The following is a 17,064-nucleotide window of genomic DNA, read 5'->3' as shown; positions in this document are numbered from 1 at the left end:
AAGTTATCGGTGGCTTCTTTTGGGATATTTTCAGTTATCTGTTGTTAGCATTTGCTCAGAAATAGTCAAGCAATTAAAGTTCACGAATAACCTGCCATGCCTGATGGAAACATTCAAAGATTTTCTTTGCCTGACGGGCATCTCCAATTGTTACTACTTTCTTTGCACAATCAGCAAACGGAGCAGAGGCATCTGTATCGGCTTTCAGACCGGTTGCAGAAATAATGGTGTCTGCTGCAATACTGTTTTGTTTTCCTCCGGCGTCTTCGTAAATGACATTACCGTCTTTGATCTCCACAACTTTGCAGGAAGTCATACATGTAACATTTGCGGCAGCGAGGTGATTCATAAGAGAAATCTGGCTTAATGGTTCATCCTGCATAACAATACCCGGGAGCATTTCCAGAATCGTTACATCTTTTCCTTCATTTCCAAGTTCCAGAGCAGTTTCCGCACCGACAAGTCCGCCTCCGATGACTACAATTTTGTTTCCGACGGAAGCTGTTTTCTTTAAGACTTTATCCGGTGTCAGAGCAGCTTCAATACCTTTTACAGGAATGGAAACGTATTTAGAGCCTGTTGCAAGAATGACAACATCCGGCTGTAAAGATCGAACCAGTTCCGGTGTAGCCTCGGTATTCATCATTATTTTAATATCTGCCTTTTGTACCTGGCGGATGAGCCATTCCAGAACGTTTTTGTGATCCTCTTTAAAGGAAGGTCTGGTAGCTTCGATAAAATGTCCGCCCAACTGATCTGTTTTTTCAATCAGTGTGATTTTATGTCCGACTTCTGCACCATATCTTGCAGCTTCCATTCCGGCAACACCGCCACCGATGATTACAACATTTTTCGGATCTTCCGTTTCCTTAAGAACATATTCACGCTCTCGTCCACAGGCCGGATTAACTTCACAGCGAATTGGACATCCGGAGAAGAATAAGGATACACAGCCTTCGTGTCCACGACAGCATGGACGGACATCTTCCCGTCGTCCTTCTTTTAATTTCTGTGGAAGATATGGATCTGCGATCAATGGTCTTCCCATTGCGATGATATCTGCGCATCCGTCTTCCAGAGCTTTTTCGGCAGTATCCGGATTCAGTGAATTTACTACGATAACCGGAATCTTTGTAACCTGTTCTTTGATGATCTTTGCAAATGGAACAACCATAGCATGTGGCTCATAGTTCGGTGGGATGATATATTGCTGCATGGTCTCGTAAATACCTGCTGCAACGTTAATATAATCTACATCATCCTGGATACTTGCAGCAAAACGGGCAGTTATCTCTGGTGTTAAGCCACCTTCTACACCTTCGGTTGCTGAAATACGATAGCCAACGATAAAGTCATCGCCGACAGCAGCACGAACTTTCTTAATAATATTTCTTGGAAAACGTGCTCTGTTTTCTTCACTTCCACCATATTCGTCTGTTCTCTTATTGGTATATGGACTTAAGAAAGAACAGATGAGGTATCCATGTGCACCGTGGATTTCTACACCATCAAAACCTGCCATTTTTGCTCTTACGGCAGCGGCAGCAAATTTATCTTCCAGTTCAACGATTTCTTCTTTACTTAATGCACGAGGTTCGCGCTGAACAAACTTACAAGTGACTGCACTTGGTGCGACCGGTTGTAATCCGGTAGCTCCGGCAGCGGCCTGGCGTCCACCATGAGAAAGCTGTAAAATGGCGGCAGCCCCACCGGCTTTGATTGCTTCCGCAACATAGAAATGTGAAGCAATCATGTGGTCATTATAAATACCACTGGATACAAGAGAGCTGCGGCTTTCTTTGTCATCGACAAATGTATTTTCTACAATAACGGCGGCAGCCCCGCCTTTGGCACGTTCACCATAGTAATCAGCCATTTCTCTGGAACTGGAACCATCAGGGTTACTTAGGCGAGTTTCACAGGCTGGCATTACAATGCGGTTTCTCCATATATGTTTTCCAACTTTTACAGGTTCTAATAATTTACTATAATCTGCCATATTCAATCCTCCATTAAATAATATCGCCGGCGTTAAATCGATTTATTTAAGTTACATTTATCATAAACATCTGATAAAAAAATGTCAAAGATTTCTCAATATATTCTAATTTGGAAAGAAAATTCTCATTTTTTTCTCAAAATGTGTTATGATGAGGAAAATGGAGGCGATGAAATGGAGTATAAAGAGCATAATTATGAGTTAATAAAAGAATACTGGAATCGTTATGTTGCCGGGTATGAAGAAATGCCGGAGCATCTGGAAGGACTGGATGATCGTGTTTTAAATTCCTGGAAACGGTCAAAGTCAAAAGCAAATCCATTTGAGACAAATCCGCCATTATTGAATCAGGTTGAATTAGAAAATCTGACGAAAGAAAAACAGGATTTGATTAAAATTGCTGTTCCTTATATGATACAATTTTATGAAATTGCCAAGAATACAACGCAGAATGTATTGCTTACGGATGCAGAAGGAAAACAATTGAAAAATATTTCCGCTAATAACAAAGATCTTCTGGAGATCATGACACATGCGTCTGTAGCCAATGGCAGTAATTATGCAGAGGATGTCTGCGGCACAAGCTCTGTCTCGTTGTCGCTTTACGAGGACAGTCCGATTTTATTGCGGGGGTATGAACATTATCGGGCTATTTATCATAATCTTGCCTGTTTTAGTCTGCCGATTCATTCGCTGGGAAATAAGCAGGTAGGATGTATTTGCATTACCGGTCCATTGGATAAATATCAGCCGCTTGTATCCAGTGCAGGACTGATGATGGTTCATGCAATTGAGAACGAATTGCGATTGACACAATCGAATTTTATTACAGATATTATTGCACAGAATTTTTCGCAGGGATTTATGCTTTTTAATTCACAACACAATATTTTGCGTTTAAATGATAAAGCGAAAGCGTTACTTAGAATTCGGCAGGATATGGTCGGACGTGAATTTGAAGAGTATTTTTTAAATGATTTTAACGAAATCATAGAATTGGAAAAACATCATGAAAAACAGAAGTTTCAATATACTTTGATATTAAAAAATGGCTTGCAGATTGCTCTTTCGGTGCTTGCCGTTCCGATTAAAGAGAATAATCAGGAGGACATGTTTTTACTGATATTTACGTCAGTAGGTGAGGCAAATAAAGAAGCCAGTATGAAAGTTGGATATACGGCACGGTATTATTTCCGGGATATTGTAGGGGAATCTGAAGAAATTAAAAAGGTTAAAGAATTAGGAAAACTGGCATCTAAATCGTCATCCAGCGTGCTGATTACCGGGGAAGCGGGAACTGGAAGGGAATTACTGGCGCAGGCAATCCATACCGGAGGTGAGAGGCGAGAAAGTCCGTTTATTACTGTCCGTTGTGGTTCCGTCCCGAAAGAAATGATGGAGATAGAATTGTTTGGAGATGATGAAAACAGTCAGATCGGGAAAATAGAACTTGCAGACAAAGGGACACTGTTTTTAGATGAGATAGAAAATTTATCTATAGAATGTCAGGTAAAAATACTCTCTTATTTAAGAACAGGAATGATGGAGAATGGGAAAAAATTAAGTGTACGTATCATTGCATGCAGTCAGAAAGATCTGCTTCATCTTGTCAGCGTTAATCAGTTTCGCAGTGATCTGTATTATAAGTTGAATGTAATCAGTATTATTGTACCGCCACTGCGCCGACGCCGGGCAGATATTCGGCCGTTAATTCAATATTATACAGATCGTTATCGTAAAATGCTAAGAAAAGACGTAACAAACATTGAAAAACGCTGTATAGAAGTGATGACGAATTATAATTGGCCGGGAAATGTGCGTGAATTGGAAAGTACGGTAGAACATTTGGTAAATATGGCGTCCGGCCATGTAATGAAATTTAAAGATTTACCGGATGAAATTGTAACCGGATATTTGTCACAGAAATATATAGGACCGGAAGAAGAGGTACAGAAAATAATATCGCCTGAAAAAGTGGAGTGTAGCGAGATCATCAAATGCCTGAAACGGGAACACGGGCATATGAAAACAGTAGCAACGGTACTCCATATGCCGTTGAGTACACTCTATCGAAAATGTTCAAAATATAACATTGATCCGAAAAATTATCGGGAATGGTAAAGGAGGAGCGTTAACTCTCCTCCTCTTGCGTACGGATCACAATAATATCATTTAACTTTAATATCATATTTTCTGGGGAAGCACAGACAAATGATCGCGCAATACTAAAAAAACGGTGATTTGATGTGCTTCTTCAATTATTGCTTTTGCGCTGGTATTGCTCGACGAAACCGGCGCTGATAATACCGGTCGGAATAGCGACAACACCGACGCCGAGGTAAGCGATACAGATTGCCATAATACGCCCCAGCGTTGTAACCGGATAGATGTCTCCGTAGCCGACCGTAAGCAGCGTAGACATGCTCCACCAGATTCCGCTGAAGCCATTGCGGAAAACTTCCGGCTGTGCCGGATGCTCTACGCTGTACATGCATAAGCTGCTTGCCAGCATGAGAATCAGCACAATAAATACGGAAGAAATGATCTGGTTTCTTTTGACATATAATACGGTCGTGATCACGTTAAAAGAATCATATTTTGCATTAAGACGGAACAGATGAAAGATTCTTGCAACCCGTAGCATACGGAAAATAACAAATCCGGAGAGGAAGAATACCGGAACGATCGTAAGCAGATCAACGATCCCGTCAAAGGAGCGTAAGAATTTAAGTCTCGCCCACCCCGGTGTCATACCCGGATAGAGATAATCAGCTGTCCAGATACGAAGAATGTATTCAATGCAGAAAATAAAAATGGTTACATATTCCATGCCGCAAAAGAAGCCGGATAAAAAGGACAACTGTTCAAAGGTTTCTAAAAAAGTTACAAGAATATTGGAAATGATCACAATCGTAATAAAAAAATCAAAAGCCCGGCTGATACGATTGCTCTTGTCGCCAATCTGAATAATGTTAAATATCTTTTTCTTCATAATGATTCCTCATGATTTTACTTTTCGATTCCGTGTGCAAGATTACGTTTTCCGTAAGTGGAAGGACCTTCCGTGCACCATTGCATAAATTGTTTGATCTCTTTGATCTGTAATCCTGATTTTTTCAAACATTCAATAACATGCAACGCTTCCATTTCCGCATCGGAAAATTTCCGGATACCGGATTTGGCAATATAGAGTTGTTATCGTATTGACAATGATATATATGACAGATATAATCCAATTATAAAAATAAACAAAAATGAGAATGAATATAACAAGATAATATACAATATATACAAAAAATTAATATATGAGGAGGACTTATAGAAAACACTAATAACACATATTTGTTTGGGGAAAGGGAAAAAGTATGAAAAAAAAGAATAAAGAAAAAAAATGGCATGCATCTGTTAAGAAATCGGTATTTTGTATGGCGGCATGTTTAACACTGGCTGGATTGGCTAAGCCATGGGACGTACATGCGGCAGTTCTTGGAGAAGATATGAAACAGGGAAATATCTTAGAATTGCAATCCGGCGATTGGAAAGAAGATTATGTGGTTTTAAATCCAACGGAGACGAATGTCGGGACAAGTGGAACATTTGTAATGCTGAATGGATATTACGATCGGATTATGTTCGATGAGAAGGGAGAATCGAACGCGTGGGAAGGAAGCAGTGCGCAGAAATATTGTACAGAGTATTACAGGAAGCTTCCGGTTACAGTTAAGGATCGAGTGATTGGCGTAAGGACAACGGATACAGAGAGCGGATCGGCATGGCTGGATGTAAGTAATATTGACGGAACGAAAACAGATAAAGATAAAGTATTTTTCTTATCGTTTAAAGAGTATGATGCATACAGAACCGGAGCGAATCTTAGTAGTGGTTACAAATGGCTGCTTCGTTGCCCGGGAACAGACTGTAGTGAATATCATGATTATATTGGAGTGGTGGATAATGATGGATCAATTCATAATTATTCCATCGAGCATCTGATCGCAGCAAGACCTGGATTCAATTTACAGCTTCCATCAGATATTTGTGCGGTGAAAACAGAAAAAGACGGTGTAACTGTATGGAAAGCGGATGCAGATAAACTGGGACATACTTATGGTGCACCGGTATATGAATGGTCGAAGGATAATCGGGGATGCACAGGAACGATTCGTTGTGAGATTTGTGGAGAGAGTATTGTTGAGAAAGCAACAGTATTTGTAACAAGTGAAAAGAAACCAACAGCGAAAGAAAATGGAATGGATGCATATACAGCAACATTTCCGGATGAACGTTTTCAGACACAGGTGAAAAATATTTCCATTGAGAAACTACCATCAAAGACAGAGACAAAATCTAAGAAGATTACAGCAGGAGCAAAATATACAATTGCCGGGTCTGTATACAAAGTGCTTTCACCAAAGGCAAAGACGGTTTCAATTGTGAAAGCAAAGAATGTAAAGAGTTATACCATTTCTTCTACAGTTAAGATTCAAGGAAAAACATTTAAAGTTACGCAGATTAAAGCGAAAGCGTTCAAAGATTCTAAAATTGTTAAAGTAACAATTGGAAAAAATGTAAAAGTTTTAAAGCCAAAGGCATTCGCGAGATCAAAAGTAACAAAAGTGATTTTAAAGACAAAAAATCTGAAGAAATCAACAATTAAAAACTGCATGAAATCATCAAAAGTAAAAACAATACAAGTAAAAGTCGGAACAAAGAAAGAGAATAAAAAGATATTAAAAGCATATAAGAAATTCTTCAAGAAATCAGTTCTTGGACGAAGCGTAAGACTTTTTTAATAAATTGATTAGAGAGAAGAAGTTGTATAAAGCAAAAGTTTGGGAAAGGAATGAAAGAAAATGAAGAAAATACAAAGAAGGTGGATATATACTTTTCTATCGATCGTGCTGATTTGTATATGTGGTCTAATTTTCCGGAAACCACAAACAGTATATGCGGAAACAGTAAATGCGAAGAGGATAGCGGATATAAAAACAGGGGATCTTCTTTTTATGGGGAAAAATGCGGAAGGTTATACGGGATTACCTTGCTGGAGGGTGCTTGAAAAAGACAGTGACGGTAGTGTGCTCTTGTTATCTGAATATCTTTGGAAAGGGGACGGAACCGAAGCCGGAGAGCTGATTCATTTTAATACAGATGAAACAAAAGGAAATCTGTGGACGAAAAGTGAAGCAAAACAGTGGTGTGCAGATTTTGAGAATGCCGTGTTGGCAGACGTCGCTGGCTTAAAAATAAAAGAAACGACAAAATCAGACGCATTTTTTCAGTCTCCGGATATTGTGACAATACAATATTCAAAGCAGGAGAATTTGTTAAATAAAGATAAAGTATTTTTCTTATCGGCAGAAGAAGTGGCAAAATATATGCCGGAGAAAAATCAGCGAATTGCATACCTGCATGACGGGAAAAATGCAGGAAAGGCAGAGAGCTGGTGGCTCCGTTCACCGCGTGAAAACAGTAATGTGTGTGCGGGACGGGTTTTCAGCTATGGAGATCTGGGAAAGAATTTTGTGTATGAGATAAGTGCAGCAAGACCGGCATTCTGGGCGGACTTATCTTCGATCAAATCTATAACCGGAACAGAAAACAAAGGGAGGCAGATCTGGTTTATAGATGGTGCAGAAGATCCGCACAGCTATGCAGAGCCGGAGTATTATTGGTCAGATGATCAAAAAACATGTACCGCAGTGACGAGTTGCGTTATCTGTGGAAAAGAAATAACAGAAAATGTAGTTGGCGTGTCAGAGATTATAAAGAAAGCAACGGAGAAAACAGAAGGTGTATGTTCCTTAACCGCAACATTTACAAACAAAATATTCCAGACACAGGTGAAGCATATTCCGCTTGCAAAACAACCAGAAAAACCGACATCAAAACCGGAAAAGAAGATTGTGTCCGGAGCGAAATATACGGTAGCAGGTTCTGTATACAAAGTGCTTTCGCCAAAAGCAAAGACAGTTTCTGTCGTAAAAGCAAAGAATGTAAAGAGCTATATAATTTCTTCAACTGTCAAAATTGAAAGTAAAATATTTAAAGTCGTACAGGTTGAAGCAAACTCTCTGAAAGCAGCAAAAATTGATAACGTAACAGTTGGCAAGAATGTTAAGACATTGAAGAAAAATGCATTTGCGGGATCCAAGGTAATAAAGGTTGTTCTGAAGACAAAGAACTTAAAGAAATCTCAGATCAAAGGTTGCATGAGTGGCTCTAAAGTAAAAAAGGTTTATGTAAAAGTTGGAACAAAAGCACAGAATAAAAAAGTTCTAAAATCATATAAAAAATTTTTTCGGAAATCTGTAATTGGTCGTAAAGTAAAGATTGTATAGAAATACATAACATTTTACAGTAATGGGGAATATCAAGCACAGTAGGATAGTCTGTGTTAGATATAAACAATTTTCCAAGAGAGGAGAAAGAAAACATGAAAAGAAAAATTGTTACAAAGAAGGGCATTGCGCACACACTTTCACTTGCAATGCTCACAACAACTGTTCTTGGGGGATCTGTTCTGGGTATGGCAGGTGCACAAGAAGTTCAGGCAGCGGCACCTAGTGCGGAGATAAAGAAAGGCGATCACGTATCTATGGGAGTTGCTGATGATAGTTATGTAGGAACTCCAAGCTGGATTGTACTGGATACAGCAGATACAGACGGGGATGGAGCTGCCGACAAGGCATACCTTCTTTCAGAATATCTGTGGAAAGATAAAGAGGGATCAGATACTTTGATCTTTAATCAGATGGGGAAAGGAAATAAGTGGGATTCCAGTAATGTGAAAACATGGTGTGAAAATTTTTACAAAAATGTTTTAAAAGAATCCGATTTGGTAAAGGAAACAGATATTTCTGATGTGGCATATAAAGATGGAGCTTATAAAGAAGGAGAATCTAAAGCTAACAAAGTATTCTTTTTATCAGCAGAAGAAGCAGATAATGCAGAATATTTCAAAGATAATGCTGCAAGAATGGCATATTTTCCAGGAGAAAAATATGCCAATGCATGGTGGACACGCTCAACAGCAAAGATGGTAAACCGTGTCGGATCTGTCAGTGAAAGTGGAACACTTGGCAATGCGAATATCATGGACAATACAAAATGGGCTCGCCCTGCATTTTATATGGATCTGACAAAAGATATCTGCATATCAAAATCTGACAATGAAGACGTAACAACATGGAGCATTAATGTTGAAGATACCGGACATAAATATGGTGAACCGGAGTACATCTGGTCAGAAGACAACAGTTCCTGTGAAGCATATACAATTTGTGAAAACTGCGGCAACAGAATTAATGAAAAAGGAACAGTTACTTCAGAAGTGACAAAGGAAGCAACAGAGCAGGAAGAAGGAAATACTGCTTATACAGCAACATTTACAAATGATAAGTTCCAGACACAGGTGAAGAATGTTCCAATCGAAAAATTACCGGCAAAACCGGAACCAAAGCCAGAACCAAAGCCGGAGAAGAAGATTGTAGCAGGCGCAAAATATACAATTGCCGGTTCTGTATACAAAGTGCTTTCACCAAAGGCAAAGACAGTTTCTGTTGTAAAAGCAAAGAATATAAAGAGTTATACCATTTCTTCTACAATTAAAATTGCAGGTAAAACATTTAAAGTTACACAAGTTGAAGCAAAATCTCTGAAAGGCGCAAAAATCGCTAAAGTAACCGTCGGAAAAAATGTTAAAACACTGAAGAAAAATGCATTCGCAGGATCAAAAGCAACAAAAGTTGTTCTGAAGACAAAGAGCTTAAAGAAATCTCAGATCAAAGACTGTATGAAAAGCTCTAAAGTAAAAACAGTTTATGTAAAAGTCGGAACAAAAGAACAGAATAAGAAGATGGTGAAATCTTATAAGAAGATTTTCAAGAAATCAGTAGTAGGAAAGAGCGTTACAATCAAATAATGATTGTTAAAAAATAACAGAAATAATAAGGCGGACATTTCAGCAGAATGTCCGCTTTTCTTAAGATTTCTTGAATGCTTTCTTAAGATACTTTGAGGTGTATTGTTTTCGCTTTTTTGATGCAGTATTCTAAGTTCGTAAATGAAAATACAATCCCGAACAAAGAGCGAGGAGGAGAAGCGATGAAAAAGAGCAACGCATTCGTGAAGAGGCTTATGGCAGCAACAATGGCAGCAGCATTGTGCGCGACTATGACGGAGCTTCCGGTGGCAGCACAGGCAGGACAGAATGAAAAAGGCATAGAAAGTAACGCGGGTAATGATGCGGCAGATGGTACAGTGTCTGATGCGGATACAGAATCGAAAGACGCATTTGACATACAGAATATTTCAGGTCTTTACAATGAACAGAAGATTACTTTGTCTAATCCGGAACAGGTAAAAGCCGCGTACAGCAGGGCAGCAGAAGGACTCCTTGTGTCCGGCAATTCGACGGATGTGGCAGACAACACATTTACATTTGCGGATGAATTTGATTTCTCCGGCGGAACGATCGGAAGAGTGGATGTTGATGCATTGTCAGTAAAAGGAACAAAAGCAAAACTGGAATTTTATCTGGATGACAACACAACTCCATTTGCAGAAGTAAAACCTGCAGAGCAGAAACGTGCAAAAAAATGGTACACCAAAATCGAGACAACAAGTGTATCCGAGCAGAAAATTACCGGAAAGCATAAAGTATCGTTTAAGATTGTTCCGGGTGAAAATGAAACAACAACCGGAATGGCACTGCGTGCGATTACATTTACGAAAAGTACGGTCCCGACCATATATTTTAATATCGATGAGACAAAAGGAAGCATTGATTCGATGAATGGTGACCAGCAGCATGATACAGAGTGCTACGGTGATATGAAGGTGGAGATCCCGAATGGATACACCTGCGAATATGCCAACGATAAAGGAAAGACGAACAATCTGAAGACTGAAACCTATTCAATGGAATATATCCGCGGACGTGGAAATTCCACATGGGGCACCGGGAAGAATCCATACAAGATCAAGCTGGATAAAAAAGCAAATCTGTTTAATATGGGTAAAAACAAGCACTGGGTTCTGTTAGCTGATTATTATGATCCGAGCCATATCCGTAATAAGATTACATACTGGATGGGTAAAAAACTTGGCATGGCTTACACACCGGAGTGTGTATATGTTGATGTTGTCATGAATGGACAATATTATGGAAGTTATCTGCTCTCTGAACAGGTACGCGTTGGAAACTCCCGTGTAGATATCGATGATCTGGAGGCAGATGACGAATCCAAAGCTGCAACAGATGAGCCGACGATCACAGGCGGATATCTGCTTTCAATGTCTCCATACAAAGATGAAGATGGAAAGATCATTCATACAAAACAAGGCACAGATTATCTGATCGAAAGACCTTCTTTCGAAGATTATGAAAATGAAGCGCAGTATAATTATATTTCTAAATATGTGCAGGATACAGAAGATGCGATATATGGAAAAGATTTCAAAAAGGACGGAAAATCTTACGCAGAATATATGGATGTCGATGCAGCGATTGATTATTACTGGATGCAGGAATTCAGTATGAACGGTGATGCGTTTGGCAGCACAAGTACTTATTTATACAAACCACGGAATGGCAAATTATTCTGGGGACCGCTCTGGGATTTCGATTATGTAGCGTGGGGCAATAATGAATACAATGAATATAACTGCGAAGGCTGGGCAATGAAGGAGAATGTCTGGTTTGGACGGTTATTTAGGGATAAAGATTTTGCTGATAAAATGATCGCGCGTTGGACAGAGATCCGAAAAGTGATGGAAGAAGCCAGCAAAGACGGCGGTCAGATCGATCAGTATGCAGAAAAAATCCGCAATTCTATGAAATATAATGCTTATCAGTATGGCGGCAACTATGATGTAGACGAAAAAGATAAAACTTTCCAGCAGAGTGTGGATCAGCTTAAAGGCTGGATTCAGGCGCGTATCAAATGGGTGAATGAAAATATAAATACCTTACAGACAAAATACCACCAGGTAAAATTCATGGATGGTAAAAAAGTTCTTTCCATACAGAATGTAGCAGATGGAGACAGTGCTGAGTTTCCTAAAACGGGAACAAAGAAAGGCTATGTTTTCAGTGGCTGGTACGCAAACGACGACGGAGAGACGTACCGCGTAGATAAGAAAATGGAAATTTACGATGATATGACAATCACAGCTAAATGGACACGTGCTGATAGAATAAAACCAGTCTCTAAGATTATACTTGGCTATGATAAGATCACACAAACGTATTTCCAGACAGATTCAGATTATTTAGATGATGAGACAGATACATTATCTATTCCATATTATGTAATCGGAGGAAGCGGTGAGAACGAGGAGCTTGTATGGAAGTGCTCTAATTCAAAAGTCGGTAAGATTTCCGGGGATGGCGAGATACAGATTCTTGGTGTTGGAGATACGGTAGTTACAGCATCTACAAAAAACGGTAAAGTAAAAGCAAGCTGTAAAGTACATATTATAGAGCCGGTTGATGATGAGATATATTGTAACGGATTTGATTTGAACAAAACGGATGTGAAAATGAAAAAAGGTGGATATACGGTATTAAATGCAATTCCATATCCGGATGATATTACAGAGAGCTTTGACGTAGAATATTATTGTGACGATCCGGCAGTAGAGCTGGAAACATTTGGAAATAAATGTATCGTAAAAGGTGTTAGGGACGGTGAGGCACAGATTACAGTTGTTTCTACTATACAGGAGAGCGGAACGGTTATCCGGGTTTGTAAAGTGAAGGTTGGAACTGCTACTCAGAAACAGGTGAAGCCGGGAATGAAAGTGGTATCCGGAGGAATCGCATACAAAGTCAGCAGCGTTACTGTAAAAGGCGGAACTGTGAAAGCAATCGGAATTTCAAATGCGAAGAAAACAAGCCTTAAGATTCCGTCAGCAATCAAGATCGCAAAGAAAAAATACACAGTTACAGCAGTAGCATCAAAAGCATTTAAATCCAACAAAAAACTGAAATCCGTTGTATTTGGTGCAAATGTGAAGCGGGTTGGAGATAAAGCTTTTTATGGTTGTAAGAATCTGAAAACTGTACAGTTTAAAGCCGGAAAAGCGAAATTCGGGAAACAGGCATTTGCCAAAACGGATTCCAAAATGAAGCTGAAAGCGAAAAAAGCAGATCAGAAAACCTATCAGAAGCGCCTGAAAAAAGCAGGAGCGAAAAATGTGACTGTTGTGAAATAAAATGTGACTAAGATGGAAACTACGTTGTAGATAGTCTATTTATATGATACTATGCATATAGATAAGATGTCGGTGGTGTGAAAGTGTAAGGCACGGAACATCCCGACATCTTCTTTTTATACATTTTATTTACAGCAACAGGGAAACGACACGAAAGGAGGCATACTATGAATGTGAGAAAGAAAGTAGGATATGTGTTTACAATGTTTGCGGTCAGTCTGCTGGCAATTTGCTTTTTCAGTATAAAAGCAAACGCCATGGAGATTAGTGAAAATGGGAAATATTCACTGGTTTTGTCAGTTCCGTGGGATGACGACTGGGATGCAGATATTGACGGAGAACACGGAAAAATCATCCGGTTTAATATTGATCCGGGAGAAACGACCGTAGACATCACGGAGCTTACAAAAGGAATTACAGCATTTAACGGAAAGAACGTCTTTGAAGGCTGGAGAGAAAGTGACGGATCGGAGCTTGTAAAAAATTTAAGTATAGATAAGTTTACGGAGTCAAGGGACATTAGTGGTGAAGAATATGAGAACGGATATACGCTTGTGGCGAAGTTCTCAGATCAGGAGCTTAAAGACACCGGAACCTATTATATTACACTGGATGGTTTTGCAGGTACGTTACAAGGAAAAAAGAAACTGCGACTTACTTATGACGCTGATCAGTTCAGTACGCTTGATCTGTCAGAATTTCAACCGGAGAGAAAAGGATGTAATTTTGTCGGCTGGGACTATAATGGAGAAGTGATTTCTTCTGTAGACAAATCGGTATTTAAGGATTCGGATGCCGTTAATATTACTGCTTTATATAAGAGTACAGAACCGCTGGATGAGGAATCCTATATACTTAATTTCGACGCCAATGGCGGAACTCTCGATGGGGAGAAAGTAAAGAAATGTAATTACCTTGGCGGCGCCGACAGCGGAACAAGTATGGCAATCTTTCCATATATTCCTGAAAGAGCAGGATATAAATTTATCGGATGGAATTCTAAGAAAGATGGAAGCGGAAATAATTATAAATACATATATTGGAGAGCATGGTCTGCCCGGAACGATGAGGAGTCCGAGTTTGAGCGGGACGGTCTGATCGAAGATAAGAACATGTACCGGAATCTCACATTGTATGCAAAATGGGAGAAACTTCCGGAGACAGAGAAAAAAGTTGGAAAAGTCAGTCTTGCAAAAGCATCCTATACTTATGATGGAAAAGTAAAGAAACCATCTGTAATTGCAAAAGATAAGAACGGTAAGAAGATTGCAAATTCTTATTATAGCGTATCTTATCCATCCGGATGTAAGAAAGTCGGAAACTACAAGGTGAAGATTACGTTCAGGAAACCATACAGCGGAAGTTTTACAAAAACATTTACGATCATTCCAAAAGGAACATCTGTGAAATCTTTAAATGCAGCAAAGAAAAAGCTGACTGTAAAATGGGCAAAGCAGACGAAGGAGACGACCGGTTATCAGATCCAGTATACAACGGATGCGAAGTTTAAGAAGAGCATCAAGACGAAAACGATTTCAAAGAACAAGACAACAAGCGCATCACTTGGTAATCTGAAATCAAAGAAGAAATATTATGTGCGTATCCGTACATATAAAAAAGCCGGAAATGCAAAATACTATTCTGCATGGTCAAAAATTAAGAAAGCGGTTGTGAAATAGGTGGAATATTGAAAGAGTGATGCCGGTGGTTGTGGATAACTTTCTGCTTAGAGCATTATCATAAAAAATGCTGTCTCGTTATGATATATTCAGAAAACTGGGAACATATCATTGTGAGGCAGCATTTATGCGTGTTGCTATTAGTTAGATTAAGCCATAGTGGCTCAAGGTCTTATTACGTTAGATGGCTCTTGTATACTCTTTCAACCATTCACGCTCATCGTCGTTCAGGTGCGGAGCAACAATCTCATAAACTTTCTTATGGTAGTCATTGAGCTGTTCTCTTTCCTGATCTGTCAGCATCTCAGGGATGATGGCATCCAGATCGATTGGAACGTAAGTGATTGGTTCAAAATATAAGAATTGACCATATTCGTTCTTCTCGCCTTCTCTTACAAGCAGTTCATTTTCAGTACGGACACCGTGGCTTCCTTCAATGTAAATACCCGGCTCGTCTGTGATTACAAGACCTGCCATCAGAGGTGCATGCTCTTTTTCACGGATTGCACAGCGGAATCCGCAGGATGCTTCGTGGATGTTCATTAGGTATCCGACATCATGTCCGGTTCCGTGGTTGAAGTTGATACCACGTCTCCAAGCAGGCATTCTTGCCAGAACATCCAGATTGTAACCGGTTGTTCCTTCCAGGAATACGGCATGTGCCAGATTGAAGTTACACTGAAGAACAGTTGTAAAATCTTCTTTCATACGTTGTGTCAGTTTACCAAATGCGAAAGTACGGCTGATATCTGTAGATCCTTCTAAATATCCGCCACCTGTATCTGTCAGGAATAATCCGTTCTCAGTAAGCGGGATATCTGTTTCCTGAGTCGGCTCATAATGCACGATCGCACCATGTTCGCCGGATGCGCAGATCGGCTCAAAACTCTGCCACAGATAACCTTCCTGCTCTTTACGGAAAGTTTCCAGTTTGGCAGCAGCGCTTAACTCTGTGATTTCAATCTTACCAATGTTAGTTTTCAGCCAGTACATGAACTTCGTCATGGCTACGGCATCTTTTTTATGTGCATTAATGATATTTTTGATCTCGACATCATTTTTCTTTGCTTTCATAGCAATTGTCGGATTTACCTGCTGTACAACTTTTGCTCCGTCCGGAATGTTGTTGAACAATGCATAGTTTAATCTGTTTGGATCAACAAGAACAGTAGAATCAGCGCTTAAGTTCTTGATATCCTCATAAATTGCATTGTACGGATGCAGTGTAATGTTATTCTTTGCAAGAGCCGCTTTCATATCATCATTCAGCTTGCGCTCGTCAATGTAAAGCTTCATCTCATCCATTGTTACAATGGCATAAGAAAGAAGCAGCGGGAAGAAATCTACGTCATCTCCACGCAGGTTTGTGATCCAGCATACATCATCAAGAGCTGCGATGATATGCACATCAGCGCCGGCTTTTTTCATAGCCTTGCGAACACGAGCAAGTTTGCTTTCTGTGCTCTCACCGGTGTATTCTTCGCCAAGAGCAAATGCCGGTTTTTCAGAAAGTGCCGGACGGTCTGTCCACACCTTATCTACCAGATCTTCAGAATAGTTGATCTTACCATTTTTAGCTGCAACGGCTGCTTCTAGTGCAGTACCTTCTTCGATAGCGATAACACGTCCGTCGAAGCCAAGTGTTCCATTCTCCGGAAGTACCGAAGCGATAAATTCTTCTTCTGTCGGTACACCAGGCTCGCCCATTTTATAAAGCTTCACACCTGTGCCGTTTAACTGCTGCTCAGCCTGCAGGAAATATCTTCCGTCAGTCCACAGACCAGCCTGGTCTTTTGTGAAAATGGCAGTTCCGGCAGAGCCAGTGAAACCTGTCATGTATTCCCTTACTTTAAAATGATCGCCCACATATTCGCTCTGATGAAAATCATCGGTTGGAATCATGTAAACGTCGTAACCACGTTCTTCCATTAATTTACGAAGAGCGGAGATTCTTTCTGGTATTGTCATAATAAAAACCTCCTTCATTTTTCTTATATAGAAATACCTTCCAAACAAAGATTGTAGCACAATCGTTAATAAATGAACAGGAAGAATATTGTCAAATTTTTGTGATCGCGTTAAGTTATATAAAAAATTCCATCCGCTACATATCTAATGCTTGTATAAATGGTAAGGATCTTTTCAAAAATGAAGATTACACATTAA

Annotated in this window: 9 protein-coding genes and 1 pseudogene; 6 read left to right on the top strand and 4 right to left on the bottom strand. The window is 39.7% G+C overall.

Features of this window, described 5'->3' with window-relative positions:
- Window positions 1-73: 73 nt before the first annotated feature.
- A complete protein-coding gene (locus DWY31_RS08210) occupies window positions 74-1,999 on the bottom strand; it encodes an oxidoreductase (RefSeq protein ID WP_118519988.1) in 1,926 nt (641 codons plus the stop codon).
- A gap of 174 nt (window positions 2,000-2,173) precedes the next feature.
- Here DWY31_RS08210 and DWY31_RS08205 point away from each other — a divergent pair, with 174 nt between their 5' ends.
- The gene (locus DWY31_RS08205; protein WP_158575499.1) at window positions 2,174-4,120 is read left to right on the top strand and encodes a sigma-54-dependent Fis family transcriptional regulator; all 1,947 of its coding nucleotides are present in this window, start codon (window positions 2,174-2,176) and stop codon (window positions 4,118-4,120) included.
- A 133-nt stretch (window positions 4,121-4,253) separates the two neighbouring features.
- On the opposite strand, the gene DWY31_RS08200 is transcribed toward DWY31_RS08205, so the two are convergent.
- Window positions 4,254-4,991, bottom strand: a complete 738-nt coding sequence (locus DWY31_RS08200; protein WP_243060491.1) for an ion transporter — start codon at window positions 4,989-4,991, stop codon at window positions 4,254-4,256.
- 44 nt (window positions 4,992-5,035) lie between these two features.
- Window positions 5,036-5,176 (bottom strand): annotated as a pseudogene (locus DWY31_RS14510) (MerR family transcriptional regulator); the annotation flags it as partial.
- A gap of 188 nt (window positions 5,177-5,364) precedes the next feature.
- Here DWY31_RS14510 and DWY31_RS08190 point away from each other — a divergent pair.
- From DWY31_RS08190 to DWY31_RS08165, 5 genes are all read left to right on the top strand, one after another.
- Window positions 5,365-6,792, top strand: a complete 1,428-nt coding sequence (locus DWY31_RS08190) for a DUF6273 domain-containing protein (RefSeq protein WP_118519984.1) — start codon at window positions 5,365-5,367, stop codon at window positions 6,790-6,792.
- 213 nt (window positions 6,793-7,005) lie between these two features.
- The gene (locus DWY31_RS08180) at window positions 7,006-8,340 is read left to right on the top strand and encodes a DUF6273 domain-containing protein (protein WP_158575498.1); all 1,335 of its coding nucleotides are present in this window, start codon (window positions 7,006-7,008) and stop codon (window positions 8,338-8,340) included.
- 95 nt (window positions 8,341-8,435) lie between these two features.
- Complete coding sequence (locus DWY31_RS08175) at window positions 8,436-9,923, top strand: DUF6273 domain-containing protein (protein WP_118519981.1); 1,488 nt, start codon at window positions 8,436-8,438, stop codon at window positions 9,921-9,923.
- Between the two features lie 182 nt (window positions 9,924-10,105).
- Window positions 10,106-13,219 (top strand): CotH kinase family protein, encoded by a 3,114-nt coding sequence (locus DWY31_RS08170; protein WP_158575497.1) that lies wholly within the window; start codon window positions 10,106-10,108, stop codon window positions 13,217-13,219.
- A 167-nt stretch (window positions 13,220-13,386) separates the two neighbouring features.
- Entirely contained in the window at window positions 13,387-14,898 is a 1,512-nt protein-coding gene (locus DWY31_RS08165) for a fibronectin type III domain-containing protein (protein ID WP_118519979.1), read from the top strand.
- 180 nt (window positions 14,899-15,078) lie between these two features.
- On the opposite strand, the gene DWY31_RS08160 is transcribed toward DWY31_RS08165, so the two are convergent.
- The gene (locus tag DWY31_RS08160) at window positions 15,079-16,866 is read right to left on the bottom strand and encodes an aminopeptidase P family N-terminal domain-containing protein (RefSeq protein ID WP_118519978.1); all 1,788 of its coding nucleotides are present in this window, start codon (window positions 16,864-16,866) and stop codon (window positions 15,079-15,081) included.
- Window positions 16,867-17,064: the final 198 nt, after the last annotated feature.

Origin of the sequence: Dorea sp. AF24-7LB (assembly GCF_003478575.1) — a bacterium.
GTDB lineage: Bacteria > Bacillota > Clostridia > Lachnospirales > Lachnospiraceae > Dorea_D > Dorea_D hominis.
Note: the sequence above shows the minus strand (reverse complement) of the source record. Positions and strands in the feature narration are given on the sequence as shown.

Coding starts and splice junctions, on each gene's coding strand:
- DWY31_RS08210 (WP_118519988.1), bottom strand. CDS start 1,999: ATGGCAGATTATAGTAAATTATTAGAACCTGTAAAAGTTGGAAAACAT.
- DWY31_RS08205 (WP_158575499.1), top strand. CDS start 2,174: ATGGAGTATAAAGAGCATAATTATGAGTTAATAAAAGAATACTGGAAT.
- DWY31_RS08200 (WP_243060491.1), bottom strand. CDS start 4,991: ATGAAGAAAAAGATATTTAACATTATTCAGATTGGCGACAAGAGCAAT.
- DWY31_RS08190 (WP_118519984.1), top strand. CDS start 5,365: ATGAAAAAAAAGAATAAAGAAAAAAAATGGCATGCATCTGTTAAGAAA.
- DWY31_RS08180 (WP_158575498.1), top strand. CDS start 7,006: ATGGGGAAAAATGCGGAAGGTTATACGGGATTACCTTGCTGGAGGGTG.
- DWY31_RS08175 (WP_118519981.1), top strand. CDS start 8,436: ATGAAAAGAAAAATTGTTACAAAGAAGGGCATTGCGCACACACTTTCA.
- DWY31_RS08170 (WP_158575497.1), top strand. CDS start 10,106: ATGAAAAAGAGCAACGCATTCGTGAAGAGGCTTATGGCAGCAACAATG.
- DWY31_RS08165 (WP_118519979.1), top strand. CDS start 13,387: ATGAATGTGAGAAAGAAAGTAGGATATGTGTTTACAATGTTTGCGGTC.
- DWY31_RS08160 (WP_118519978.1), bottom strand. CDS start 16,866: ATGACAATACCAGAAAGAATCTCCGCTCTTCGTAAATTAATGGAAGAA.